The 24,679-nt window shown below is 63.6% G+C and carries 24 protein-coding genes; 16 read left to right on the forward strand and 8 right to left on the reverse strand.

Annotation, left to right across the window (positions count from 1 at the left end; genetic code table 11):
- Window positions 1–122 precede the first annotated feature (122 nt).
- Genes C9427_RS06780 through C9427_RS06795 form a run of 4 tightly spaced genes read right to left on the reverse strand, consistent with a single transcriptional unit; the run spans window position 123 to window position 3,767 of the window.
- A complete protein-coding gene (locus tag C9427_RS06780) occupies window positions 123–1,061 on the reverse strand; it encodes a dihydrodipicolinate synthase family protein (protein WP_107648361.1) in 939 nt (312 codons plus the stop codon).
- Window positions 1,062–1,067: 6 nt separating this feature from the next.
- A complete protein-coding gene (locus tag C9427_RS06785) occupies window positions 1,068–1,817 on the reverse strand; it encodes a hypothetical protein (protein WP_107648362.1) in 750 nt (249 codons plus the stop codon).
- Window positions 1,807–2,802 (reverse strand): Gfo/Idh/MocA family protein, encoded by a 996-nt coding sequence (locus C9427_RS06790; protein ID WP_107648363.1) that lies wholly within the window; start codon window positions 2,800–2,802, stop codon window positions 1,807–1,809. Before C9427_RS06790 ends, C9427_RS06785 begins: the two co-directional genes overlap by 11 nt.
- The gene (locus tag C9427_RS06795) at window positions 2,799–3,767 is read right to left on the reverse strand and encodes a Gfo/Idh/MocA family protein (protein ID WP_107648364.1); all 969 of its coding nucleotides are present in this window, start codon (window positions 3,765–3,767) and stop codon (window positions 2,799–2,801) included. The genes C9427_RS06790 and C9427_RS06795 overlap by 4 nt, the downstream gene beginning before the upstream one ends.
- A 120-nt stretch (window positions 3,768–3,887) precedes the next feature.
- On the opposite strand from C9427_RS06795, the gene C9427_RS06800 reads away from it, so the two are divergent.
- From C9427_RS06800 to C9427_RS06830, 7 genes are all read left to right on the forward strand, one after another.
- Window positions 3,888–4,601, forward strand: coding sequence for a FadR/GntR family transcriptional regulator (locus tag C9427_RS06800; protein ID WP_425351633.1), 714 nt, complete (start codon window positions 3,888–3,890; stop codon window positions 4,599–4,601).
- Window positions 4,602–4,622: 21 nt separating this feature from the next.
- Complete coding sequence (locus C9427_RS06805; RefSeq protein ID WP_107648366.1) at window positions 4,623–6,197, forward strand: ABC transporter substrate-binding protein; 1,575 nt, start codon at window positions 4,623–4,625, stop codon at window positions 6,195–6,197.
- A gap of 72 nt (window positions 6,198–6,269) precedes the next feature.
- Window positions 6,270–7,229 carry an ABC transporter permease gene (locus C9427_RS06810; protein ID WP_107648367.1) on the forward strand — a complete coding sequence of 320 codons (960 nt, stop codon included), beginning with the start codon at window positions 6,270–6,272 and terminating at the stop codon, window positions 7,227–7,229.
- Window positions 7,226–8,119 (forward strand): ABC transporter permease, encoded by an 894-nt coding sequence (locus C9427_RS06815; RefSeq protein ID WP_208636352.1) that lies wholly within the window; start codon window positions 7,226–7,228, stop codon window positions 8,117–8,119. Before C9427_RS06810 ends, C9427_RS06815 begins: the two co-directional genes overlap by 4 nt.
- 11 nt (window positions 8,120–8,130) lie before the next feature.
- Window positions 8,131–9,048, forward strand: a complete 918-nt coding sequence (locus C9427_RS06820) for a dihydrodipicolinate synthase family protein (RefSeq protein WP_107648368.1) — start codon at window positions 8,131–8,133, stop codon at window positions 9,046–9,048.
- A 2-nt stretch (window positions 9,049–9,050) separates the two neighbouring features.
- Entirely contained in the window at window positions 9,051–10,058 is a 1,008-nt protein-coding gene (locus C9427_RS06825) for an ABC transporter ATP-binding protein (protein ID WP_107648369.1), read from the forward strand.
- Window positions 10,055–11,029, forward strand: a complete 975-nt coding sequence (locus C9427_RS06830; RefSeq protein WP_107648370.1) for an ABC transporter ATP-binding protein — start codon at window positions 10,055–10,057, stop codon at window positions 11,027–11,029. Before C9427_RS06825 ends, C9427_RS06830 begins: the two co-directional genes overlap by 4 nt.
- Before the next feature lie 19 nt (window positions 11,030–11,048).
- Here the strand turns inward: C9427_RS06830 and C9427_RS06835 are convergent, their stop codons facing one another.
- The 4 genes from C9427_RS06835 to C9427_RS06850 are packed head-to-tail and all read right to left on the reverse strand — an operon-like array spanning window position 11,049 to window position 14,439.
- A complete protein-coding gene (locus C9427_RS06835; RefSeq protein WP_245437009.1) occupies window positions 11,049–11,744 on the reverse strand; it encodes an RraA family protein in 696 nt (231 codons plus the stop codon).
- A complete protein-coding gene (locus tag C9427_RS06840; protein WP_107648371.1) occupies window positions 11,741–12,859 on the reverse strand; it encodes a mannonate dehydratase in 1,119 nt (372 codons plus the stop codon). Before C9427_RS06840 ends, C9427_RS06835 begins: the two co-directional genes overlap by 4 nt.
- Window positions 12,860–12,863: 4 nt before the next feature.
- Window positions 12,864–13,649 carry an SDR family NAD(P)-dependent oxidoreductase gene (locus C9427_RS06845; RefSeq protein ID WP_107648372.1) on the reverse strand — a complete coding sequence of 262 codons (786 nt, stop codon included), beginning with the start codon at window positions 13,647–13,649 and terminating at the stop codon, window positions 12,864–12,866.
- Window positions 13,642–14,439, reverse strand: a complete 798-nt coding sequence (locus C9427_RS06850; RefSeq protein WP_107648373.1) for a FadR/GntR family transcriptional regulator — start codon at window positions 14,437–14,439, stop codon at window positions 13,642–13,644. Before C9427_RS06850 ends, C9427_RS06845 begins: the two co-directional genes overlap by 8 nt.
- Before the next feature lie 167 nt (window positions 14,440–14,606).
- Between C9427_RS06850 and uxuA the strand changes: the two genes are divergently transcribed.
- The 9 genes from uxuA to C9427_RS06895 all read left to right on the forward strand — a co-directional run bounded on the left by uxuA (window position 14,607) and on the right by C9427_RS06895 (window position 24,679).
- Window positions 14,607–15,791, forward strand: coding sequence for a mannonate dehydratase (gene uxuA / locus C9427_RS06855; protein ID WP_107648374.1), 1,185 nt, complete (start codon window positions 14,607–14,609; stop codon window positions 15,789–15,791).
- Window positions 15,792–15,910: 119 nt separating this feature from the next.
- Window positions 15,911–17,059 carry an ABC transporter substrate-binding protein gene (locus tag C9427_RS06860; RefSeq protein WP_107648375.1) on the forward strand — a complete coding sequence of 383 codons (1,149 nt, stop codon included), beginning with the start codon at window positions 15,911–15,913 and terminating at the stop codon, window positions 17,057–17,059.
- Window positions 17,059–17,910 (forward strand): IclR family transcriptional regulator, encoded by an 852-nt coding sequence (locus C9427_RS06865; RefSeq protein ID WP_107648376.1) that lies wholly within the window; start codon window positions 17,059–17,061, stop codon window positions 17,908–17,910. The genes C9427_RS06860 and C9427_RS06865 overlap by 1 nt, the downstream gene beginning before the upstream one ends.
- Before the next feature lie 28 nt (window positions 17,911–17,938).
- Window positions 17,939–18,970 (forward strand): sugar ABC transporter substrate-binding protein, encoded by a 1,032-nt coding sequence (locus tag C9427_RS06870; RefSeq protein WP_107648377.1) that lies wholly within the window; start codon window positions 17,939–17,941, stop codon window positions 18,968–18,970.
- Window positions 18,971–19,106: 136 nt separating this feature from the next.
- Window positions 19,107–20,090 (forward strand): ABC transporter permease, encoded by a 984-nt coding sequence (locus C9427_RS06875; RefSeq protein ID WP_107648415.1) that lies wholly within the window; start codon window positions 19,107–19,109, stop codon window positions 20,088–20,090.
- Window positions 20,080–21,612, forward strand: a complete 1,533-nt coding sequence (locus tag C9427_RS06880; protein WP_107648378.1) for a sugar ABC transporter ATP-binding protein — start codon at window positions 20,080–20,082, stop codon at window positions 21,610–21,612. The genes C9427_RS06875 and C9427_RS06880 overlap by 11 nt, the downstream gene beginning before the upstream one ends.
- Before the next feature lie 57 nt (window positions 21,613–21,669).
- A complete protein-coding gene (locus C9427_RS06885; RefSeq protein ID WP_107648379.1) occupies window positions 21,670–22,665 on the forward strand; it encodes an ABC transporter permease in 996 nt (331 codons plus the stop codon).
- A gap of 1 nt (window position 22,666) precedes the next feature.
- Window positions 22,667–23,452, forward strand: coding sequence for an SDR family NAD(P)-dependent oxidoreductase (locus C9427_RS06890; protein WP_107648416.1), 786 nt, complete (start codon window positions 22,667–22,669; stop codon window positions 23,450–23,452).
- A gap of 21 nt (window positions 23,453–23,473) precedes the next feature.
- On the forward strand, window positions 23,474–24,679 hold the full coding sequence (locus C9427_RS06895; RefSeq protein WP_107648380.1) for a CaiB/BaiF CoA transferase family protein: 1,206 nt from the start codon (window positions 23,474–23,476) through the stop codon (window positions 24,677–24,679).

Raw genomic sequence — 24,679 nt, forward strand, 5'->3', positions numbered from 1 at the left:
TTGAGCAGGTCAGCGGTGCGGTCGGCTGCCCGGACTGCGAGCGAAGAACCGACTTAAGTCTTGTGCCACGCAACAACGAAAAACCGGCCGCAGCGCCAACAGACATTGAATTTGCCGTATGACTAAAACCATTCGGGCAAGGCAGCGCGTGCGGCCGCCGCCAGTGGTGGGATGTCCTCGTCGGGCACTGACGAATAGGGCCACAAAAGCCGGGGCCTGATCGAGCCCCAGCCGCCGGCCGCCGCCATCGCCTTGTCGAGGGCGGCGTCGCTGACGGCAAAGCGTGATCGAAACGGCAGGACGTGGTCGGCGAGAAAGGCCTGTATGCGTGCCTGCATCTCGACGGCTGCTTGCTCCCCGGCTCGTATCTGCGCCCACCATTGCAGTGCCCCTGTCGGGCTAAGGCAGGCGACGTTCGAATAGCTGCCATGCGCGCCGTTTGCATAACCAGTCGCCAGCGTGTGGCCTGGCACGAACACCGAAAAGCCTGGCAGTTTGCGCCGCATGTCGGCGTACCAGTTGGCGTCGCCACCGGGCAGTTTGGCGCCGATAACCGAGGGCACCGCGGTTCGCAGCGCGGCAATGGCTTCGAGGCTCAGCCGCCGCTTGGCGTGCGGCGGGTTGTAAAGCACCAGAGGCGTATCAGGCGCTGCCTCGGCCAGGCCCGAGACGAAACGCAGCACTTCCCCGTCGCTCGGTGGCCACCAGTCCGGCAAGGTGAATTGCACTGCCGAGGGTCTCAGTCCCGCAACGCGCTTCAGCCGTTCGCGTGCGACGCGCGGATTGGCCTGGCAGATGCCGATCTGGAAAGGGATTTCCGCGGCGTCTGCGACGTCCGCCACCATCTCGCTCAGCCGGTCGAATTCGGCTTCCGTTTGGCAATGGAACTCGCATGCCGTGCCGTTGGAATAGACGCCGTGAACGCCCGATGCGCAGAGCCGCGCGACGGCCTCTTGCGTGGCGCTCCAGTCGATGTTGCCATCCGGGCCCACCGCCAGCATCACGGCGCCCCAGATGCCGCGCGGCGCGTGTTCGGGCAGGGCGGCGAGATGGTCGCTCATGTTCGGCTAGCGCAGCGTGAAGGAGAGCGGCGCAAAGTCGCCGAGACTGATCTCGATGCGACCCTTTCTTGGAACGATCAGCAACGGCGACAGCGATCCGGTGGTGATCACCATGCCTTTTCCAAAACCACCGAAATGATCGTCGGCCATCCCGGCGAAAGCCATGATGGGAGAGATGGCATCGCCGAACGGGTATTTGGCCGTCTCGCGCTGGACGATGGTCCCGTCGCAGGAGAGCGTGATCGCCATGCCCTCGACCTTAGGCTCGTGCGCCAATAACTGCGTGCCGATGACATAACCGCCGGTGACCATATTGTCGGCGAGCGAACCGAAAGGGCCGGCTTTGGTCCGGTCGTCGATGCGCGAGCCGATGAGCTCGATACCGAGGACGAAATGCTCGACCGTTTCCATCACAGCCGCATGGCCGGCCCTGGCGATGCAGGGCGTCAGGTCGGCGCCGAGCCGGACGGCCACTTCGATCTCAAGCCCGGCGAAATCGCGTTCGCCAAGGTCGATCGTTCCGTCACCGTTGATGACCATTCCGGCGGGGATTGGCGCACCCGTCGCAATCCCGTCGGGCGGCATCGCCACCTTGGCGACAGGCGCGCTTTCGCCAAGCAGCCTCATGACTTCGCCCCGGACCGCCAGTGCTTCATTGCGCGTCAGGTCGATGAAACGTGACGCCGGCACGCGTTGGCGCGGATTCCTGTGAGCCTCGGCGATGGCCTCGGCAATTGCACCGATATCAGCCGGCATCGGCGATCGTCTCCTCGCGGCGGGATTTGTCCGAAGCAAAGGCTGCCTCGATGATGCCGATGAGCTTGCGCCCATAGGCGCCCGTCACCGGGACGGGTTTGTCGCCAACGATGGCGTCACGCAACGCTGCCCATTCGCGTTTCACAGCATTATGCATCCAGGCTGGCTCGAACGAATCCGGCAGCTCGGTCCACACCGTATCCCGACCGATCATCGCGCCGCGATCCATGTCGATGCGCAGCGTGCCGCGCTCGCAGACGAGGTCCATTGCAAAGCCAACCGCGCCGTTGCGATAGCCGACGCTCTGCACCTGGCCGAGGCCGCCACCCTTGAAGCGCAGCGCCAGCATCGCGGTGTCGTCGGCCTCCTGTTCGTGGAACTTCGCGCCGAGCATGGCGCTCACCGCGATGACGTCGTCATCCATCAGCCAGACCAGACGGTCGAGCGCGTGAATGCCGGCGGTCATCAGCATGCCGCCACCGGTGGCCTTGCGCAGGTGCCAGTCGCGCCGGTTGTGCTCCATCCACAGCTTGATCATCCAGCTCGATGCGACCAATGGCCTTCCGATTTCGCCGGCGTCGATGACCTGCTTCGCCGCCATGCAGGGTTTCGAGAAATGCAGGAGATGGGCGACCATCAGCTTGACGCCGCTCTGCCCCACCGCCGCATTGATCGCATCGCATTCGGCCACGGTTCGCGCCATCGGCTTTTCGAGCATAATGTGCTTGCCGGCCTTGGCCGCGCCGATCGCCATTTCGGCATGCAGCGCGTGCGGGGTAGCGATGACGACGGCATCGACGCTGCTGTCTTCGAGAAGTTCGCGCCAGTCGGTGTAGCCCTTGCCGCCATGTTCGGCCGTAAAGGCGGCCAGCGCCGTCGCGTCTCCACGGCAGGCCGCGACGATGTGTATGCCATCGACCTCCCTGATCGCGCGCGCATGCGCCGCGCCGAAATCGCCTGCTCCGATAATGCCTATTCCAATCATCGTCCTGCCTGGTACGCGGCGTCGATCAGCGACATCGCCGCAACATAGTCGTCTAATGAAATTGCCGGCGCCACCTTCCGCTGCAACCGTTCGAACGTATCGCGCATGCAGAGCCGGTAGCGCGTGGCCGGCAGCTCGACCGGCAGGTCGATAATTGCAGCGTCGTCGAGCGTTGCGCAGACCGCCTTGTCGCCACGGTCGATCAGCGTGGCGTTGGCGCTGACGATGCGCCATTCGAAATCGCCGCCGGGCCGCATCGAGGCGAAAGTATAACCCGCCTCCACTGTGAACACCGCGCCGGCCTCGTCCTCGAACACCAGCAGCGCATAGTCCTCAACCGGAGACCTGTGGATGCGGTTGCCAACCGAAACGGATTTGAGACGGAGCACTCCGCTGGCGAGGCTCAGTGCAGCATCCACACCGTGAATGCCCAGATTGCGCAATGCGCCGCCACCGCCAATCGCGGGATCCACCACCCAGTCAACGCCGTCGGCGGCATAGCGCTCGGGCGGCCCGTTGACGACGCGGAAATGGCAATGCGCGAGTTGGCCGGCGCGGCCTTCCCTGCGCAGACTTTCAAAGGCGATCACCGCCGGACCGAAGCGATTGGGCAAAGGCACGCTGACGAAGGCCTTTCGTCGATGCGCCAGGTCTTGCAACTGGAGCAACGGCGCCGTGCTGCTCGCTGCCGGCTTCTCGAGGATAAGCGGGATATCCGCCTCGATCACGCTGCGCGCCCTGGCGGGTACGGTCGAAGGGTGCCCCATCAGCAGGATCAGATCGGCAGGTGCTGCCAGGACGCCTTCAAATGCAGCAATCGCGCTCAGCGAATTGCGCGCCGCAAAACCCCTTGCATGCGCCTCGTCCTCGTCCCACACGCCGATGATTTCAGCCCCCGCGGCACGCGCCGCATCGAGATGCATGTCGGCGTGCCAATGGCTTGTGCCGGCCAAGACGATCTTCATGTCCCTGATATTTCCTCCAACGACTTGCAGGATATCCTACAAGCCGTTATAGGACAAGTCGTCAACCTCCCGCGCGATGTGGTTATTCGGTGTCGGACAGCAGCGGGAGCAGGGAGCAACATGCCGGTAATGAAGTCGATCGAGCCGCTCAGCCGACCACCGCTTCTGCATGTGAGCGTGCAGGAGAGCCTGCGGAAGTATATCGAGGCGAACAGGCTGAAGGCGGGCGACCCATTGCCGCCGGAGACGTTCCTGGCCCAGCAGCTCGGCGTGGGCCGCAATTCGGTCCGCGAAGCGATCAAGGCGCTGGAATCGATCGGCATATTGGAGACGCGCCGCGGCATCGGCGTTTTCGTCAAGGAATTCTCCTTCAAGCCGCTGCTCGACAATCTGGCTTACGGCCTGCAGGACTCGCTGCGCGATGTCGAGGAGTTGCGCGAGATCCGCCGCGTGCTCGAAACGGGGCTGATCGCCAAGACCATCGAGATGATCAGCGCCGAGGACATCGGCGAGCTTCGCCGGCTGACCGAAAGCATGCGCCAGCGTGCCGAGCGCAGCGAGAGCTTTGCCGAGGAGGACCAGCAGTTTCACCAGATGCTGTTCCGCTGCCAGAACAACCACATGCTGAGCGCCCTTATCGACATCTTCTGGGTGGCGTTCAACAAGGCGTCGGACTTCACCAATCTCGACAATCCGACGCCGCTCGCCACCTGGCGCGATCATCATGAAATCGTCGAGGCGGTCGCCGCCAAGGATGTCGACCGGGCACGCAGCCGGCTCGACGATCACTACAGAGGTATCCAGCAAGTCATCGCCAAGAACCGCACAATTTGAAAAATGCCAAGGGAGGAAACCATGCGCATTAAGACGATAGCCATTGCCGCCGCGCTGCTGCTCGGCACCGGCCTGCCGACCATCGTGCAGGCACAAAGTCCAAAGACCATTGCCGGCGGTTTCGACGTCGGTCCCGGCGGCTTCCCCAAGAACTTCAACCCGCTGGTCGCGACCGGCGGCTTCACCTGGCTCAGCACCTATTTTGAACCGCTGGTCATCTGGAACGCCGGACTGACCGAACTCGAAGGCGACCTGGCCAAGAACTACACGATGAGCAGCGACCAGCTGACCTACACGTTCAACCTGGTCAAGGAGAGCTGGCACGACGGCAAGCCCTTCACCTCCAAGGACGTCAAATTCACCATCGAGCTTGCCAAGAACAAGGCTTCCGGCAGCCTGCTTGCGGCGCGCCTCGGCGATGTCGCGTCCGTGGAGACGCCCGACGACAGCACCGTGATCATCAAGCTCTCAAAACCGAACGGCTCCTTCCTGTCCATTCTTTCGCAGGTGCTGATCCTGCCGGAGCATGCCCTTGGCGGGATGCCGCCGGAGTCGCTGGCCACCAGCACCTGGTGGTCGACCAGTCCGGTCGGCACCGGTCCGTTCAAGTTCAAGAAATACGTCACCGATCAATATGTCGAACTGGCCGCCGACGACGACTATCGTGGCGGCAAGCCGAAGGTCGACGTGCTGATCAACCGCTATTTCGAGAACCCGGCGGCGGCGGTCGCCGCACTGCGGGCCGGCGAGATCCAGTTCACCTATGTCGAGCCCGACGATGCGGCCTCGTTCAAGACCGATGCCAGCTTCAAGCTGATCGAGGGCGGCTCCTACGTGGTCAACTATATCGGCCTCAATCAGAAGGTCGACCTGTTCAAGGATCTGAAGGTACGCCAGTCGATCATGTACGCGATCGACCGCAACGCTATCATCGAGAGCCTCTATGGCGGCGCAGCCAAACCAGCCAATTGCGGCTATGTCGCGCCGCAACTGGTTCCCCAGGGCATCGAGACCTACGCCTACGATCCGGCCAAGGCCAAGGCACTGCTGACCGAGGCCGGCTGGGACAAGATCAATGGCGACAAGCCCATCACCTTGCTGACCTATTACGGCTCGCCGCAGGCCGCCAACGTCATGGCCGCTATCCAGTCCATGCTGGCCCAGGTCGGCATCAACGTCGTGCCGCGCGTCGTCGACACACCGACCTACAACGGCACCGTCTACAAGGAAGGCACGCCGGACTGGAGCGCATTCCCCATGGTCTATGCCGGCCTGCAGAACGGTCCGAACCCGGCCGGCATCAATCCGGGTCTGAACAAGTCGCAGTTGCCGCCCGCCGGCTTCAACACCATGCGCATCGAGTTCGATGATCTGAGCGCGGCTTTCGACAAGGCGCTCGGTGAAACCGATGCGTCGAAACTCGACGCCGCCTGGCAGAATGTTTGCAAGGTGATGAACAAGGATCTTCCCTGGGCAACGCTATGGGTGGCCAATCGTTATGGCGTTGCCTCCAACAAGTTGAAGGACTTCGTCTGGACGCCCGCGCCCGGCGGCGGTCCCTACGCCGCCCATCCAGAGACCTGGGACATCCAGTAGACAGGCGGGTCTCCCACCCACCAATCGGGCCGGCTTCTGCGATGCCGGCCCACGCCATCCACGGGAAAGCCGATGCTGAGCTTCATCGCCCGCCGCTGCGCCACAGGACTGCTGATGCTGGTCGCCCTGAGCCTCCTCATCTTCGTCCTGCTGCGCCTGGCGCCAGGCGATCCGATCGATGCCTATATCAATCCTTCCGTGCCGATGTCGGCCTCCGATCTCGAGACGCTGCGCGACCGGCTCGGCCTCGATCAGCCGCTGCCGCTTCAGTATTTCGGCTGGCTGCGCGCGGCGCTGTCTGGCGATTTCGGCTATTCGATCCAGCGCAGCGGCGTGCGTGTGCTGCCGCTGGTGATGGAGCGCATCGGACCCACCGCTCTGCTGATGGGCATGGGTCTGGCGATCGCCATCGTCGTCGGCATTGCCGCCGGCATCTACAGCGCCGTACGCCGCAACGCCTGGCCCGATATTGCGATGTCGGTGCTGTCCTTCATCGGCATATCGAGCCCGGCTTTCCTGACCGCTTTGCTCGGCCTCTATTTCTTCTCGGTGCTGCTGCGCTGGGCGCCATCCGGCGGCATGCAGACTGCCGGTGCGCCATTCTCGATCTCCGACGTGCTCGCGCATCTGATCCTGCCTGCATGCCTGCTGTCGATCGGCCACGCGGCGCTGATCATGCGCTATATGCGCGCCTCGCTGCTCGAAGTGCTCAACCAGGATTATGTCCGCACCGCCCGCGCCAAGGGCGTGCGCGAGTTCTGGGTGATCATCAAGCACGCCACTCGCAACGCGCTCTTGCCGGTCATCACGCTGATCGGCTCGACTGTGGGCATCGCGATCGGCGGCGCGATCTTCCTGGAGAGCGTCTTCAACTGGCCGGGCATGGGCCTGCTGCTGGTCAATGCCGTCGGCACGCGTGACTATCCGGTGATCATGGGCGCTACGCTGGTCATCGGTATCTGCGTCATCCTGGTCAACATTCTCACCGACGTCGCCTACGCCTTCGTCGATCCGCGCATCCAGGTGGCATGATGACCGCTGCCGCGATCGAACCACCAGCCATCCAGCGCACCAGGGGTCCGCTGCGCCGTGCGCTCGACCGCTTCATCGAGAACCGCGCCGCGCGGGCCGGTCTGCTCATCGTCATCCCGGTGCTGATAGCGGTCATGACCTATCACTGGTGGTGGCCATACGCGCCCAACGCCATTGACCTGAAGGCCATGAACAAGGGACCGTCCGCCACCCATTGGCTCGGCAGCGACGGCGTCGGCCGCGATGTCTTCGCGCGGCTTCTGCAAAGCGGTCGCACTTCGCTGCTGGTTGCCGTCTGCTCGGTCGCGATCTCCATCGTCATTGGCTTCCTCGTCGGCGCCATCGCCAGTTTCGGCGGCCGTGTCGTCGATGCGACCGCGATGCGCTTCGTCGATCTCGCCATGACTTTGCCGCCGGTCATCTTCCTGCTGGTTCTTGCCTCGATCGCCGGCACCGGCATCGCGCCGACAATCCTCGTCATCTCTCTGCTCTCCTGGCCGGTTCTGTCGCGCATGGTTAGGGCCCGCCTGCTCGAATTGCGCGAGCGCGATTTCGTCGTCGCCGCGCGCGGCATGGGGGCAGGGCTGCCGCATCTCCTGTTCCGCCACGGCCTGCCCAATTGCATCGACATCCTCGTCGTCTACGCGACCTTGCAGATCGCCAACGCGATCCTATTGGAAGCTGGCCTCTCCTTCCTCGGCCTCGGCATCGCTCCACCCGAAGCGAGCTGGGGCAACATGCTCAATCTCGCCCGCTCCACCGTCGTCCTCGAACAATATCCTTGGCAGTGGATGTTCCCCGGCGCCGCCCTCGTGCTCACGGTCCTCGCCATCAATTTCATTGGCGACGGCCTGCGTGACGCTTTCGATCCCCGATCCGATCTCAACTGAAGGTTCTCAAAATGCCACTCTTTACCGGCGTCGTGCCGCCCGTCGTTACCCCGCTCAATGCGGACTACAGCATCGACTTTCCGTCGTTCACCCGAACGCTGGAAAACCTGCTCGACGGCGGCGTCCATGGGCTGTTCGTGCTTGGCTCGACCAGCGAGGTGGTCTTCCACGAAGAGGCGGCGCGCAAGACGATCATCGAGCACGCCGTCAAGATCAACAATGGCCGCGTGCCGATCTTTGTCGGTGTCATCGACCCGACCACCGACCGCGTCATCAACCATTCGAAGATCGCCAGGGCGGCCGGCGCCGACGCCATCGTCGTCACCGCGCCCTTTTACGCCCGCACGAGCCAGCCGGAGATCATCGATCATTTCCGCTACATCAAGGATGCGATCGACATCCCGATCATCGCCTATGACATCCCGGTCTGCGTCCACATCAAGCTCGATCGCAAGACGACCGTGACGTTGGCGAGAGAAGGAGTAATCGCCGGCCTGAAGGACTCCAGTGGCGATGACGGCAATCTGCGTTATGTGCTGAAAGACATGGCCGGCGACGCCAGCTTCTTCGGCATGACCGGCTCCGAGATCATGGTCGACACCGCCCTTGCCATGGGCGCGCACGGCGTCGTGCCGGGCATCGCCAATGTCGACCCGCACGGCTACGTGAAGATGTGGAACCTGATGCAGGCCGGCAAGCATGCCGAGGCCCGCGTCGAGCAGGAACGGCTGTTGAAGCTGTTCGAGATCGTCTGGATCGCGCTCGGCCGCACCAGCGCCGGCTCGGCCGGCGTCGGCTCCTTCAAGACCGCCATGCGCAGCCTGGGCATCATCGCCACCAACAGGATGGCCCGTCCGCAGCGCGACCTCAATGCCGAGGAAACCGCCAAGGTCGACGCCATCCTGCGCGACGTCGGCCTGCTCGCCTGACAATGGAAGCGCCGATCCTCCAGATCGCCGGATTGCGTGCCGTGTTCCGCATTGCGGGGCGCGACATCGCTGCCGTGCAGGATATCGATCTGGAGATCGGCTCCGGCGAGACCGTGGCGCTGGTCGGCGAGTCCGGTTCCGGCAAATCCGTTACCAGCCTCTCCATCATGGGCCTGCTGGCGAAGAAGATCGGTCATATCGCTGATGGCCGCATCTCGATCAGGCGGCGCGACGGGTCGGTCACCGAGCTGACCGGGCTGGACGCGGAGCAGCTTCGCCGCGTGCGCGGCAACGACATAGGCATGGTCTTCCAGGAGCCGATGACCAGCCTCAACCCGGTCTACACGATCGGCGAGCAGATCGCCGAGCCGATCCGCATCCATCTTGGCAAATCGCATCGCGAGGCGGCAGCCGAGGCGGTGCGCCTGCTGACGCAGGTCGGCATTCCGGATCCGGCGCGGCGCGCGAAACAATACCCGCACGAACTCTCGGGCGGCATGCGCCAGCGCGCCACCATTGCCATGGCGCTCGCATGCAACCCGACCTTGCTGATCGCCGACGAACCGACGACGGCGCTTGACGTGACGATCCAGGCGCAGATCCTCGATCTGCTTGCCGACCTTCAGGCCGAACGCGGCATGGGCATCCTCTTCGTCACCCACAATCTTGGCGTGGTTGCCGAAATCGCCGATCGCGTGGCGGTCATGTATGCCGGGCGCATTGTCGAGACCGGCCCGGTAAGCGAAGTCTTCGCCCGTCCGCGCCATCCCTACACGATCGGCCTGATGCGCTCGGTGCCGCGGCTTGGCCAGGCAACGGCGCTGAAGGCGGCCGGCACGCCGCTGCCGACGATCGCCGGCAACGTCCCCTCGCTAGCCATGCTGCCCAAGGGCTGTTCCTTCGCTCCGAGGTGCCCGATGGCGATCGACGCCTGCCGTGCCGCCGTGCCGCCGCTGTTCCAGGTATCGCAAACACAGGCGAGCCGCTGCATCCGCTGGGAGGAGCTATGAGCGCGCCGGCTCCCTATCTCACTGTTCGCAACCTGACCAAGCATTTCGCGCCGACAGCGTTCTCGCGCGGGCCTGTGGTCAAGGCGCTGCAGGATATTTCCTTCGACATTCCACGCGGCCAGGTGGTCGGGCTGGTCGGCGAATCCGGTTCCGGCAAGACGACCATTGGCCGTTCCGTGCTGCGGCTGATCGAACCGACCTCCGGCGAGATACGCTTCGACGGCAAGGACATCGTCAGGCTCGGGGCAGGGGATCTCCGCCGCCAGCGCCGCAACATGCAGTATATTTTCCAGGATCCCTTCGCCAGCCTGTCGCCGCGCATGACCATCGGCCAGATCCTCACCGAAGGCCTGGATATCCAGAGGATTGGCAATCGCGCCGAGCGCCGGGCGCGGGCTGAAAAGGCGCTCGCCGCCGTCGAACTGCCGGTCGATGCTTATGACCGCTACGCGCACGAGTTTTCGGGCGGCCAGCGCCAGCGCATCGGCATCGCGCGCGCCCTCACGCTGGAGCCCGAATTCATCGTCGCCGACGAGCCGGTGTCCGCACTCGACGTATCGATCCAGGCACAGGTGATCAACCTTCTGCGCGACCTGCAACTGCGGCTCGGCCTGACGATGCTGTTCATCTCGCACGATCTGGCGGTGGTCGAATATATTTGCGACACCGTCATCGTGCTCTATCTCGGGCGCATCATGGAGATCGCACCGGCGGCGAGCCTCTACGCCCGCCCGCAACACCCCTATACGCGGGCGCTGCTGTCGGCCATTCCCTCGCCGGACCCGACGAAGCGCTCGAAGCGCCAGACACTCAAGGGCGATATTCCAAGCCCGGCCAACCCGCCGTCGGGCTGCGTGTTCCGCACCCGCTGCCCCTATGCGATCGAAGCTTGCGCGGGCGTGGTGCCCGAATTGCGCGAGACCGAGGCAGGACATCTCAAGGCCTGCATCCGCGACGACATCCCGGCGTGAGGATCTTCGTCCATGCCTGTCACATGATGCCGAAGGTCCTGTAGGCTTCCACCGCGCTCATGCCCTCGCGGATCGCCTTGGCGACGAGCCTTTCGCCGCGGACTTTTTCAAGCGCCAGCCGAACCACCTCTTCCTCCGCTTGCCGTGGAATGACCAGCACGCCTTCCTTGTCGCCGAACAGCAGCGTTCCCGATTCGATCCGCACGCCACCGATCTCGAGCGCGCAGCGATAGTCCACGACCTTGCCGCGCACACCCTGGTCCTGTGCGTAGTAGCCGGTGCAGAAGCAGGGGAATTCCAGCGCCTTGATGCCGTCCGTATCGCGGGCGAAGCCGTCGACCAGCGCGCCATGCGCGCCGAGGATCTTCGCGCGGGTCGACATCAGTTCTCCCCACAGCGCGTAGCGCGGCGAGGCGCCGCTGGCAACGTAGATCTCGCCGGGCTTCAGATCATCCAGCGCTTCGAACATCAGCCCGAACGGCTTGGTCATCAGCGGATTGCGTGTCGGCTCATTGGACGGAAAGATGTCGCATTCCAGCACCGGCATCGCCCGGCCGAGCAAGCGTGTCTTCTCGTCGACCGGTTTGAACACGGGCGGCAGGAACTGGTGCTGCAGCGCCAGCGTGTCCATCACGTCTCCGACCACGGCGACGAAGAGCTCCGTCTCGAACAGGCGATACATTTCGGCGTCGTCGGCATAGAGGCGCGTTGTCACGAGGCTTGCCTCCTGATGTCGGTGGATTGGGTGGCGCGGGCAGGCCCCAGCGCCGCTGCGTTCTGGACCAGCGCGCGCATATAGCCGAGCGCAAAAGCCTTTCCGGCGTGCCAGGGCGCGTCGCAGGACATTTCCGGCGTATGATCAGGGATCATCACGCCGTCATAATTTTCGTCGCGCAGGATGCGGACGATCTCGGCCATGTCGATATCGCCGTCATCGACGAAGGTCTCGTGATAGTTCGGCACTTTGCCGCGCACGTTGCGGAAGTGGATGTAGCCGATGCGCCGGCGTCGGGCGAAGCGCCTGACGTGCCCGTAAATGTCGTCGGTTCCCGGCATCTCCTGCAGCGAGCCGAGGCAGAGCTCCAGCCCGTTGGCCGGCGAGTCGATGATGTCCATGAGCCGGTCGTATTTCTCCGGCCGGTTGACGAGCCGCGCGGCGCCACGCAGCGCCTCTGTCGGCGGATCGTCAGGGTGCGCCGCGAGCATCACACCCGCTTCCTCGGCCACCGGCACGATTTCGCGCAGGAAGATTTCGAGCCGCTGCCAAAGCTCGTCGCTGCTGACGGTCACCGGCTCGGCGTTCGGCCGCCCGGCGCGGTAGCGCATGTTCCAGACGACACCGTCGGGGAGAGGCAGGTCGGCATCGATGGCGGCGAGGTCGAGACCCACAGACATGGCCTCGCCGCGGGAAAAAGGGCCGCGCGACCAGCCCCAGACGCCGGCGATGGAGAAATTGTAGCCAATGCAGGGGATGCCGGCGCGCCCGGCATCGCGGACAAGGCGTTTCAGCCCTTCGATCTGCTTCGAACGATCGGGACCGCCGAGAAGCACGTCGGACCAGAAGCGAGGCGAAAAATTCTCGATCGCGGCGATCTCCAGTCCGCTGTCGCGCACGGTCTTCACCAGGCCGCCGAAATCCTGATGGTTCCACAGTTCATCGGTGGAGCAGTCGCCCCAGCCTGCCTCTTCGCCGCCGGCGGAGAGCGAAGGATCGCGGCCGCGAAAATAGTTGGTCAGGTGGGCAACGATGTGGGTGGCGCCCGCCTGTCGGGCAAAGCGGAAATTGTCCGGCGTCAGCGATTCCCGGTAAAGGCCAAGCCCGATCTTCATGGTTCTATCTCACGCCGATGCCGGCGGTCAGGCCGCCATCGATCTTGTAGTCCGCGCCGGTGCAGAACCCGGCCTTCGCCGAGCACAGGAAGGCGATGAGCTCCGCTACCTCCTCCGGCTCGCCGATGCGGCCAAGCGGATGGGCCGCGCCGAAGCGCCTGTAGGCCTCTTCGACGTCGGCATCGCTGCCATTGTCGCCACGCGCCGCCTTCTCGAGGATCGGCGTGCGGATCGAGCCTGGGCTCACCGAATTGACCCGGATGCCGGCCGCCGCGTAGTCGAGCGCCAGCGAACGCGTCAGCGTGTGGATGGCGCCCTTGGTGGTGGCATAGGCGGCAACGTTCTGCTGGCAGGCGAAGCCTTGCACCGAAGCCACGTTGACGATGGCGCCGCCGCCCCGCTTGATCATTTCCGGGATGCCGAAATGCGCAGTCAGATAGATCGATCCGACATTGACTGTCATCGCCCGGTTCCAGGTTTCCCAGTCGGTCGTCGTCGCCGTTCCGTACGGATGGACCGCGGCGGAATTGACGATGATGTCGATGCCGCCGAACCGTTTCACGCCGGCCGCGACCGCGTCGCGAACCTGGTCGGAAACGGAGACATCCACTGTCTGCACCAGTGCATTCGCGCCGGCTTTGGTGAGGCTTTCCTGCATGGCGGCATTGGCCGCCCGGTCGATGCCGCAGGCGATAATCGCAGCGCCGCCCTGCGCCAGGCGCCTCGCTGTGGCGAGCGCGATGCCGGTCGTGCCGGTGATCAGCGCAACCTTGTTCTCAAAGTCAGACATGATGCAAATCCTTGGAAGATGTCGGGTTGGGCTGCGCCGGGATTGCCGGCGAGGTCCGGGTCCGGGCGTTTTCGAGATCGTCGGGAACGAAGCGCAGGCCGAAATCGAGATGTCGGCTCATCAGGTAGCTATAGGCGATACGGTCGCGTGCGCGCAGCGCCGCGATGATCTCGCCATGGGCGCGGCGTGTTTCACTGAGGATCGGCCGGATGGATTTGCCGACGGTCATGATGTGCAGGATGACCGGCGAGAGGAACTGATAGGTCTGTACCAGCATGCGGTTGCCGGCGAGCTTCACCAGCGCCAGGTGAAAATCGAAATCGCGCTGCGCCGCCTCCTGGACATCCTTGCTGGTTTCGATCAGGCCGTTGACCTCGTCCAGAGCGTCGAGTTCGGCGGCGCTGGCGTTGAGAATGACATGGTCGCCGATGCTCGCTTCGATGATGCGGCGAAATCCCTGGATGTCGTGGAACGAGGTCTTCGAGATATCCATCTGCGCGGCGAAAAAATTCTGGATCGCCACGTTCTGGCGATCGGCCAGCACCGCGCCGACGCGCGGCTTGGGATCGATCAGGCCATAGGTGCGGATGGTGCGCAGCGCTTCGCGGATCGTGTTGCGGCTGGCGCCGAACAATTCGCAAAGCTCCCGTTCGGTGGGCAGGACGTCGCCGACGGACATGGCGCGATTGCGGATGAGGTCGAGGATCTGCCGCACGGTCTGGTCGACGGCCGAGCTGCTGACCCCGGCATCTTCCGTCGCTTCCGCCCGGTCCTGACCAGTCTGCTCCAATGGGATGTCTCCTCGCTATTTGTTGGACCAGTACTAAGGTCAAATGGGTAATAAATCAACGGCACGCTGTCAAAACGACCTGAAGCGGTTGATACGAGCCGCATTCTAGCGTGTTGACAGCACTGTGGTCCAACAATATGGTCGCCCTCTCACATTTAGGAGGCCTTATGGAACAGTGCTGGCGCTGGTATGGACCGGACGACCCGGTGACGCTCGATCATGTCAAGCAGGCAGGTGCGACAGGCGTGGTTTCGGCCCTGCACGATATCTATGATGGCCGCGCCTGGCCGCTCGAGAGCATTCAGGCGCGCAAGCGGATCATCGAGGCGGCAGGGCTGACCTGGTCGGTCGTCGAGAGCATCCCGGTCCATAATTCCTTCAAGATCGGCGCACCGGAACGCGTGCGCTATGCCGGCTATTATCGCGACAGCATCCGAGCGCTTGCGAAGTCCGGCATCGCGACGATCTGCTACAATTTCATGCCCGTGGTCGACTGGACCCGCACCGATCTGGCCTACCGGCTGCCGACGACGGGTTATGCCTTGCGTTTCGATGCGATTGATTTCGCGGCCTATGACTTGTTCGTGTTGAAGCGCGGGAATGCCGAGGCAGGCTACAGCGCCGCCCGCATCGCCGAGGCGGAAGCGCGGCTGAAGGAGCTGAGCGCCGAGAAGATCGACCAGATCGAGCGCAACCTCATCGCCGGCCTGCCGGCGACCGAGCGCAGCTACAACCGCGACAGTTTTCGCGAGGCATTGGCGGAATATGATGCGATCGGGCCGAAGGAATTGCGTGACAACCTTGCCTGGTTCCTGCGCGAGATCATTCCTGTGGCCGAAGAGGAAGGAGTGCGCATGTGCATCCATCCCGACGACCCGCCCTTCTCGCTCTATGGCCTGCCGCGCATCGTCTCGACCGCCGAGGATGCGCGCTTCATCCTCAACGCCGTTGATAGCCTAGCCAACGGCCTGACGTTCTGCACCGGTTCCTATGGCACACGCGCCGATAACGACATTGTCGCCATGGTCAAGGAGTTCGCCGACCGTATCCATTTCGTCCATCTGCGCAACATCACCATCGAGGACGACGGCTCCTTCTATGAGGCCGAGCATCTCGAGGGCGGCACCGACATGGCGCACGTCATCCTCGCCTTGATGCAGGAGGAAGCGCGCCGTCGCAAGGAGGGCCGCGCCGACTGGCAAATTCCGATGCGACCGGACCATGGCCACCTGCTCGCCGACGATATCGGCAAGACCAGGATCAACCCCGGTTACTCCTTGATCGGCCGGCTGAAAGGCCTCGCCGAGCTGCGCGGCATCATGCGCGCCGTGGAGCGGTTCGGCTTGGCTTGAGAGTCTCGGCGATAAACGATCGCTGTTTGCGTATGTAAAAACTATTTGTCTAGGTGAAAATACCTGCTACTAAAGCGGGCCGGACACGCATGCCCGGTTCCAGGGAGGAATTGCCTGAAATGACAAGACTGCGCGGTCTTGCGTGGGATCATCGACGTTGCTGGGGTCCGCTCGACGCCAGCGTCGGGCCGTATTGCGCCGCCAATCCTGGCCTAGAAATCGAATGGGACCGCCGCAGCCTCTATGAATTCGGCGAGGGCGCGCTCGGCCCGGTGCTCGGCACCTACGATCTGGTTGTCTTCGATCATCCCTTCATCGGCGATATCGCGCAGGGCGAGTTGATGGTGCCGTTCGATGCCTATTTGTCGGCCGAGCAAATCCGCTTCTTCGAGGACGATTCAGTCGGTGCGTCCTGGCGCTCCTACGAGAAGAATGGACGCCAGTGGGCGTTGCCCATCGATGCTGCCTGCCAGGTCGCCTCCTATCGTCCGGATCTTCTGGAACGCTACGGATCGGTGCCGCGCACGCATGAAGAGGTGGTCGACCTTGGCCGCAATGCGCGCAAGGACGGCAAATCGCTTGGCCTGCCGTTCGTGCCGACGGACGCCATGTGCATGCTTTTGACCCTTGGTCATCCGCGGGAGGATGGCGAGCAATTCATTGCAAGGGAAATGGTCGAGCAAGCCATCGCGCAACTGCGCGAACTTGCGGCGCTATCGCATCCGAATTCGTCGAAATGGAACCCGATCCGCTGCTATGACCACATGATCGCGCATGACGACGTGGTCTATGTGCCATTCGCCTTCGGCTATGTGAACTATTCCGCGAAAACCGACAGGCCGTATCTACGCTTTGCCGACGTGCCGACAGCGCACTCCGCCGGCGCCCTGCTTGGTGGCGCCGGTATCGGCGTCAGCGCCCGGTCGAAGCACCAGCAGGCGGCCATCGACTACGCGCTTTTCCTGTGTTCACCGCAGTATCAGCGTGGCGACTATGTCAGGGCAGGCGGACAGCCGGGATCGCTGGCCGCCTGGAAGGACGCCGGGGTGAACGACCTTTCCGGGAATTTCTTCACCTCGACGCTGCAGACGATCAGCTCCTCCTACCTGCGTCCGACGCATCCTGGCTTCATCGCCTTCTTCCGCGAATGTGCGCCATATGCGGCCGCTGCCATTGCCGGCGGCATCCCGGCAGCCGAACTCGCCGACCATGTGAACCGCCTCTACCGTGAAACCAGGCAAGGCCAACCCCAGCGGAGCGTCGCGTGATGGCCGCCAGCGTTGCCGAAACGCTCGACGAAGGCGAAGGTGGCCGCAACGGCTATCGCGTGCCGGCGGTGGAGAAGGCCCTCGACGTTCTGGAGTTCATGGCTTCGAGCGCCGAAACGCTGACCCAGACCGAGATCGCGGCCGGCCTGGGGCGTTCCATTCACGAAATCTACCGCATCCTGCTTCTCTTGGAGAAACGCGGCTACATCTTCCGCACGCAATCGGACCGCTTCCGGCTGTCGCTAAAGCTGTTCGAACTGGCGCATATGCATCCGCCGGTAAACCGGCTCGTCGAATGCGCGCTGCCGGTGATGCGCGAATTGACCGCCAATGCCGATCAAAGCTGTCACCTGGTGGTGCGCGAAGGACAGAATGCGCTGGTGGTGCTGCAGATCGATTCGCCGCTGCCGATGCGCTACTCGGTGGCACTTGGGTCGCATTTTCCGATCCTCGAAACCAGTTCCGGCGCGGTGCTGCTCGCCCATTCGAACCGGGCCGAGCGCGACCGCATCGTCGAGCGCATCGTGGCCGCCGGCGAAGGCCAGGGCACACGGGCCGAAATCGAGGCACGGCTGAATGAGGTCGCCAGCCTCGGTTACGAGATGCGCGCCTCATTGGCCGTCGAGGCCTGCACCAATATCTCGATGCCGGTGCGCGACCACACCGGCGCCGTTATCGCCGCGCTGACGGTGCCGCTGTTGCCGCAAAAGGCGGCGCGGTTCGATCGGCAAACCGTCTTCGAACGCACCTGCGCCGCCGCCGAGAAGATCTCGGCGGCACTCGGCTGGGGCGAATCCACCCCTTCGTTACGTGCCGACCCGGAACGGCGGGATTACCCGTTCAGCGACTGACAAAAACGATAAACCTGGGAGAAGAAACATGCAGTGGTCCAAGTCAATCCTGTTTGCATCCGCGGCCGTGCTGGCCTTGAGTGCGGCGGCTACGCATGCCGAGAACATGCCAAAGCGCATCGGCTACGTCACCAATTACGCCACCCATGAGTGGTATCAGAACGTCATCAAGGGCATGAAGGCTCACGGCAAGGAACTCGGCATCGAGGTCGAGGTACAGGACGCCAATCTCGACATAGCCAAGCAGGTCGCCGCGGCCGAGGACTTTATCGCCAAGGGCGTTGACGTGCTGATTATCACCCCGGTGAATGAAGAGGGTGTGGTGCCGCTGCTGCGTCAAGCCAAAGCCGCCAACGTCCCGGTGGTGCTTGAAGGCAACCCGGTCAAGGGCATGACCACCATGGTCGCGATCTGCGATTATGACACCGGCTATTTCTCCGGCGTCGAGGCTGGCAAATACGCCAAGGAAAAGCTCGGCGGCACCGCCAAGGTGATGAATGTCGGCCTGCCGCTGCTGTCGGCAACCGTGCTGCGCTCGCAGGGCTTCATGGATGGGCTGAAAACCATCATCCCTGATGCGGTTATGGTCCACGACCTCGACGGCGGCGGCAACCCGGACCGCGCGCTCGAAGTGTCCTCGGCGGCGCTGGCCAAGAACGCCGATATCAACATCATCTACGGCATCAACGACTCGTCGTCGCTCGGTGGCCTGCAGGCCTGGAAAGCGGCAGGGAAGTCGCAGGATGGCCTGTTGACGGTCGGCACCGGCGGCGAGGGACTTGCCTTCATAAACGCAATGCAGAACGAGCCTTCCTACCGCATCGAGGCCGCGATGTTCCCGGAAAAGGAAGGCTTTACCGCCATCGACGCCGCGGTGAAGCTCTTCAACAACGAGGAAGTGCCGGAGCACATCGTTAGCCCGACCGCACCGATGAACGGCGACGACTGGAAGAAATACTACGACTATGACGGCACCACCCGCACCATCAAATGGGATGCCGTCAACGCGCTGCAGCCGCCGGCAAAGTGCATGAAGACCTCCGCCGACCTGAAGAAGTAGGGTCCCGGATTGCCCTTCCCGCTCGGCGGGAAGGGCAGCGGGACGGATGCCGACGGCAAAACAGGTCAACTGTCCTGTTTAGGCGGCAGGTCTCCAAATGGCGACGGCACCGATGCCGCCCGGAAATGAAATGGAAATGAGCGAGCTTACACACGCCTCCGCGCCCAGACGTTCCATTGGCGGCCAGCTTCTGGGCAGCAGCCAGCTCGTGCTCGGGCTCATCCTGGCCGCGCTCTGCATCGCCATCTCGATCGCGGCGCCACAGTTCTACTCCGAGGCCAATATCATCGCCATTCTGCGCCAATGCGCGCTGGTGCTGATCGTCGCCTCGGGCATGACCATGCTGATCATCACCGCCGAGGTCGATCTGTCGGTCGGTGCGTCGCTCGCCTTTGTCGGCTGTATCGGCATGGCCGTGCTCAATTCGACGCACAGTCTCGCGCTCGGCATGCTGGCGGCACTCGCCTTTGCCGGCGGCGTCGGCCTGTTCAATGGTCTGGTCGTCACCAGGCTCAGAGTGAACTCGCTGATCGCCACCATCGGCACGATGATGATGCTGCAGGGCGGCGTCTATCTGTTCACGCGCGAGGCGGTGCAGAACCACAATCGGCTGGTGAGCTTTACAGATCTCGGCGCCGGCTATGTCGGCGCGGTGCCGGTGCCCGTGATCCTGGCGGCGCTGATCTTTGTGGTTGCCTATGTGACGCTGCGCTTCACCACGCTCGGCCGTTACCTCTATGCGGTCGGCGCCAACGAAAAGGCGGTGCGCCTGTCCGGCCTGCGCTCGGAGCGCCTCAAGCTGTTTGCCTTCGTCGTCACGGGCCTCTGCGTCGGTGTCGCCGGCATGATCCTGTCGTCGCTGATGAATGCCGGACAGCCGACCGCCGGGCGCGGCTTCGAACTGACGGTGATCGCCGCCGTCATCCTCGGCGGCACCAGCTTGCTCGGCGGCCGCGGCTCGCTATTCGGCACATTGCTCGGCGTGCTGGTGCTCAAGGTGATCGACAACGGCATCATCATTCTCGGCTGGAACCAGGATCTGCAGATGGTGGTGCCGGGCGTCGTCATCATCCTGGCAACCTATCTCGACATCATCCGGAACAGAGCCAATGTCCGTTGATTTCCTTCACCCCGGCGAAGGCACGGCCATCGATACAGATGTGCCGGCGCTGGAACTGCGCGGCATCGACAAGCGCTTTCCGGGCGTGGTGGCGCTGGACAATGTCGATTTCACCCTCGAAGCCGGCAAGATCCATGCCTTGATGGGCGAGAACGGCGCCGGCAAGTCGACCCTGATCAAGATCATGGCCGGCGTCTACGGCAAGGATGCCGGCACCATCCGCATGCGTGGGCGCGAGGTCGACATCAAGTCGCCGCGCGACAGTCTGAAAGAGGGCATCAAGGTCGTGTTCCAGGAGATCGCACTGATCTCCGAATTCACCGTCGCCGAGAATATCTTCCTGGAAGGCTACCCGACCGGCAAGGGCGGCTCAATCGACTGGAAGAAGATCCGTGCCGATTCAGCCGCGCTGTTCAACCGCATCGGCTTCAACGTCGATCCGGCGGCGCGGACCGGATCGCTGCCGGTGAGCCAGCAGCAGATGGTCGAGATCGCGCGTGCGCTCGCTCACGAAGCCCGCGTCGTGGTGATGGACGAGCCGACATCCTCGCTGACGCCGAACGAGGTCTCTCTGCTGTTCACGGTCATCCGCCGGCTGGCCGCACTCGGCATCGCGGTGGTCTATGTCAGCCACAAGCTCGACGAGGTCTTCGAGATCGCCGACACGGTGACGGTGCTGCGCGACGGCCGCCACATCTCGACCAGGCCGATCGGCGAGCACAGCAACGATACGCTGATCCAGGACATGATCGGCCGGCGCATCGACAATCTGTTCCCCCGCAAGCGCGGCGCGCCCGGCAGCAAGGTCGCCCTTTCCGTGGAGAACCTCAGCACGGCAAAGAAGCTGAACGACGTCTCCTTCGAGGCACGCGCCGGCGAGGTCCTTGGCTTCTTCGGCTTGATGGGCGCCGGCCGTACCGAACTCGCCAAGGCGATCGTCGGTTACGACCCGATCACTTCGGGTACGATTACGGTCGACGGCAGCCGCCTGCTGCCGCACGACACGCGCACGGGCGTCCGGCTCGGCATCGGCCTGCTCACCGAGGACCGCAAGAGCGAAGGACTGATGGGCGAACTGCCCGTCTACCAGAATGCCAGCCTTGCCTCGCTCGGCGCCTTCGCCCGCCTGGGGTTCGTCGACAAGGCCAGGGAACACCGGGCGGTGCAGGACTATGTCGACCGCTTCCGCATCAAGACCCCCAGCCTGTTCCAGCAGGTGAAGAACCTGTCGGGCGGCAATCAGCAGAAGGTGCTGATCGCGCGCTGGCTGATGCGGGGCCTGAAGGTGATCGTCGTCGACGAGCCGACTCGCGGCATCGATGTCGGCGCCAAGACGGAGATCTTTGCACTGATCGACCGGCTTGCCGGCGAGGGCCTGGCGGTCGTCATGATGACGTCCGAAATGCCGGAGCTGCTGGGTCTTGCCGACCGCGTCGCGGTGATGTGCGAAGGCCGTTTGACCGCGATCATGTCGCGCGATGAAGCCACGCAGGAGAAGATCCTCAATGCGGCGATCGGATGAGACCATGATGCTTCATTACAGCAGCGATCGGCCCTACTTCTTCGAAGGGAGCAAGCAATGAGCCTTGCAAGCACGGCTTCCCTCAAAGACCAGCCGTCCATGCTGGCGCGGCTCTTCGCCCGGCAGGAACTGGCGCTGCTCGCCTGCCTCATCCTGGTGCTGGCGTTCTTCTCGGTCACGGTCGAGAATTTCCTCTCTGTGCGCAACTTGACCAACGTGCTTGGCCAGGCGTCGTTGCCGCTGATCGCCGGCATTGGCTGTGCCATCGTCTTCATTTCCGGTGAGGTCGACATTTCGATCGGCTCGCTGCTCGCCACCATTGCCCTGCCGCTGATCATCATCATGAACGACACCAACTCATTGCTGGTTGGTGTAAGCGGCGCGCTGCTGTTCGGCCTGATCGTCGGCGTGGTGAACGGCTATCTCACCGCCTATGCCGGCATCAACTCGCTGATCGTGACGCTGGGCACGATGTTCATCATGCGCGGCGGCGTCTACCTCTACACCGGCCAGCGCGCCATCCCGGACGATGCCAGCCTCGACAGCTTCATCGCGCTGTCCGATGGCCGCCTGTTCAACGTCATCCCGTATTCGGCCGTCATCGCCATCGTTTTGCTCGCCGCCTTCGCCTACATGATGCAGCACCGGCCGTTCGGGCGGCAGATCTATGCCGTCGGCGGCAACCAGGAAGTGGCGCGGCTGGCGGGTTATGACGTGCGGCGCGTGAAGTTCATCTGCTTCATCATCAGCGCGCTGCTGGCGACGGTTGCCGGCATTATCCTGGCAGCGCGTGTCGGCTCGGCGCAACATACGGCAGGATTGAATTTCGAATTCCAGGTCGTCGCCGCGACGGTGCTCGGCGGTGTCAGCCTTGCCGGCGGCATCGGCAGCCTGAGCGGCATGGCGCTCGGCGTGCTGATCCTGCAATTCCTGTCCAATGGCCTGCGCGGTCTTGGCCTGCCGACCGAATGGCAACTGGTCATCACCGGCATGATCATCATCGCGGCTGTCGCCTTTGACGAAGCAAAGCGCCGGCGCGCGAATGGAGGCTGACATGGCTCGTCTTGAAGGAAAAACCGCCGTCATCACCGGCGCCGCCGACGGCATTGGCCACGCGATCGCCGAGGCCATGGCGCGAGAGGGCGCGCATGTCTTCCTCGGCGACATCGCCGACAAGGCCGGCGAAGATTTCGCCGCTGCACTGCGCGCGGCCGGCCACCATGCCGACTATGTGCACTGCGACGTGTCGCAGGAAGCCGATATTGCCCGCCTCATTGACAGCGCTGTCAAGAAGACGCGGCGCCTCGACATCATGGTCAACAACGCCGCCATCGCCATTGGCGGCATGCCTGTGCATGAGATGACGGACGAGCAGTGGCACCGGCTGATCGCGGTCAACCTGACCAGCGTGTTTCGCGGCTGCAAATTTGCCCTGCCTTACATGATCGCGCAAAAGTCGGGCTCGATCATCAACATGGCCTCGGCGCAGGGTCACATCGGCCTCGATGGCTGGACCGCCTATGCTGGCGCCAAGGGCGCGGTGATGGCGATGACGCGCCAGATGGCGGTCGAGTTCGGCCCCATGAACATCCGCGTCAACTCGATCTCGCCGGGCACCATCAACACGCCGATGAACGACAAATTGATCAAGGAGATCGGCGGCAACCTGGCCAAGGCCTGGGTCAAGATGCATCCGCTCGGCCGTATCGGCGAGCCTTCCGAAGTGGCCGAGGCCGCCGTCTATCTCGCCTCGGATGCCGCCGGCTTCACCACCGGCACCGACCTGCGCGTCGACGGCGGGCTGACCGCGGCACCCCGCTACGTTCCTGAACTGCTGTGAAAACACGAAACGAGACATGAAATGAACAAGGCCCTCGAAGGCGTCCGCATCCTCGATTTCAGCCATCTGCTGCAGGGGCCGTTCGCCACGCAATTGCTTGGCGACATGGGCGCCGACGTCATCAAGATCGAGCGCGCCGGCGCCGGCGACATGTTTCGCGGCATGACATTCTTTGCCAAATGGGTGGGCGGCTCGGAGAGCCCGAATTTCCTCGCCTGGAACCGCAACAAGCGCTCGATCGCGCTCAACCTGAAGAGCCGCAAGGTGCATGCCATCATCATGGAGATGGCCAAGAGCGCCGACGTGGTGGTGCAGAATTTCCGCCCCGGCGTGTTGGCCAAGCTCGGCTATGGCTACGATGACTTCAAAGCCGTCAATCCGCGCATCATCTATTGCTCGGGGTCCGGCTATGGCGAGGAAGGCCCCTATGTCGAACGCCCTGGCCAGGACATGCTGATCCAGGGTCTTGCCGGGCTGATTGCCAACACCGGCCGTGGCGACCAGGCTCCGGTTCCCGCCGGCGCCGGTCTCGCCGACCAGATCGGCGCCATGAACATGGTCTACGGCATCCTGTCGGCGCTCTATTATCGCGAGAAGTCCGGCAAGGGGCAGAAGATCGAGGTCAATTTGCTGGCCGGCCTGCTGGCGCATCTCAACCAGGAATATGTCGCAGTGCTCAACCTCGGCGAGGATTTCGTGCGGCCGAATTCCGGCATAGGCCATCCCGGCATGCAGGCGCCGTTCGGCATCTACGAGACGAAGGATGGCGGCTACGTGTCGATCGCCATGAGCCCGTTCAAGACGCTGTACGAGGTGCTGGAAGCGCCGCAGCTTGCCGTCTATGACGACCTGAAAACCCTGTTCGACAAGCGCGACGAGGTGTTCGAGGAGGTCAATGCCGAGACCAGGAAATTCGCGACGCGAGATCTGTTGGAGCGGCTTCTGGCGGTCGACATCTGGTGCGCCGAGGTGAAGGATATCCGCCGCGCCGCGGAGGATCCGCAGGTCAGGCATATGGGCATGATCACCAGCTATGATCATCCGCGCGGCGGCAGGGTGAGGGTGGTCGCACCCGCGGTCAAGATGAGCGAGACGCCGGCGACCATCGATCGGCCGGCCCCGCTGGTCGGCCAGCACGGCCGCGAGATCCTGGCCGAGTTCGGCCTCTCCAAGGACGAGATCGCGGCATTGGAGGCGTCCGGCGACATGACCGTGGACGCGGCCTGA

Source organism: Mesorhizobium helmanticense (assembly GCF_003034915.1).
Taxonomy (GTDB): domain Bacteria; phylum Pseudomonadota; class Alphaproteobacteria; order Rhizobiales; family Rhizobiaceae; genus Mesorhizobium; species Mesorhizobium helmanticense.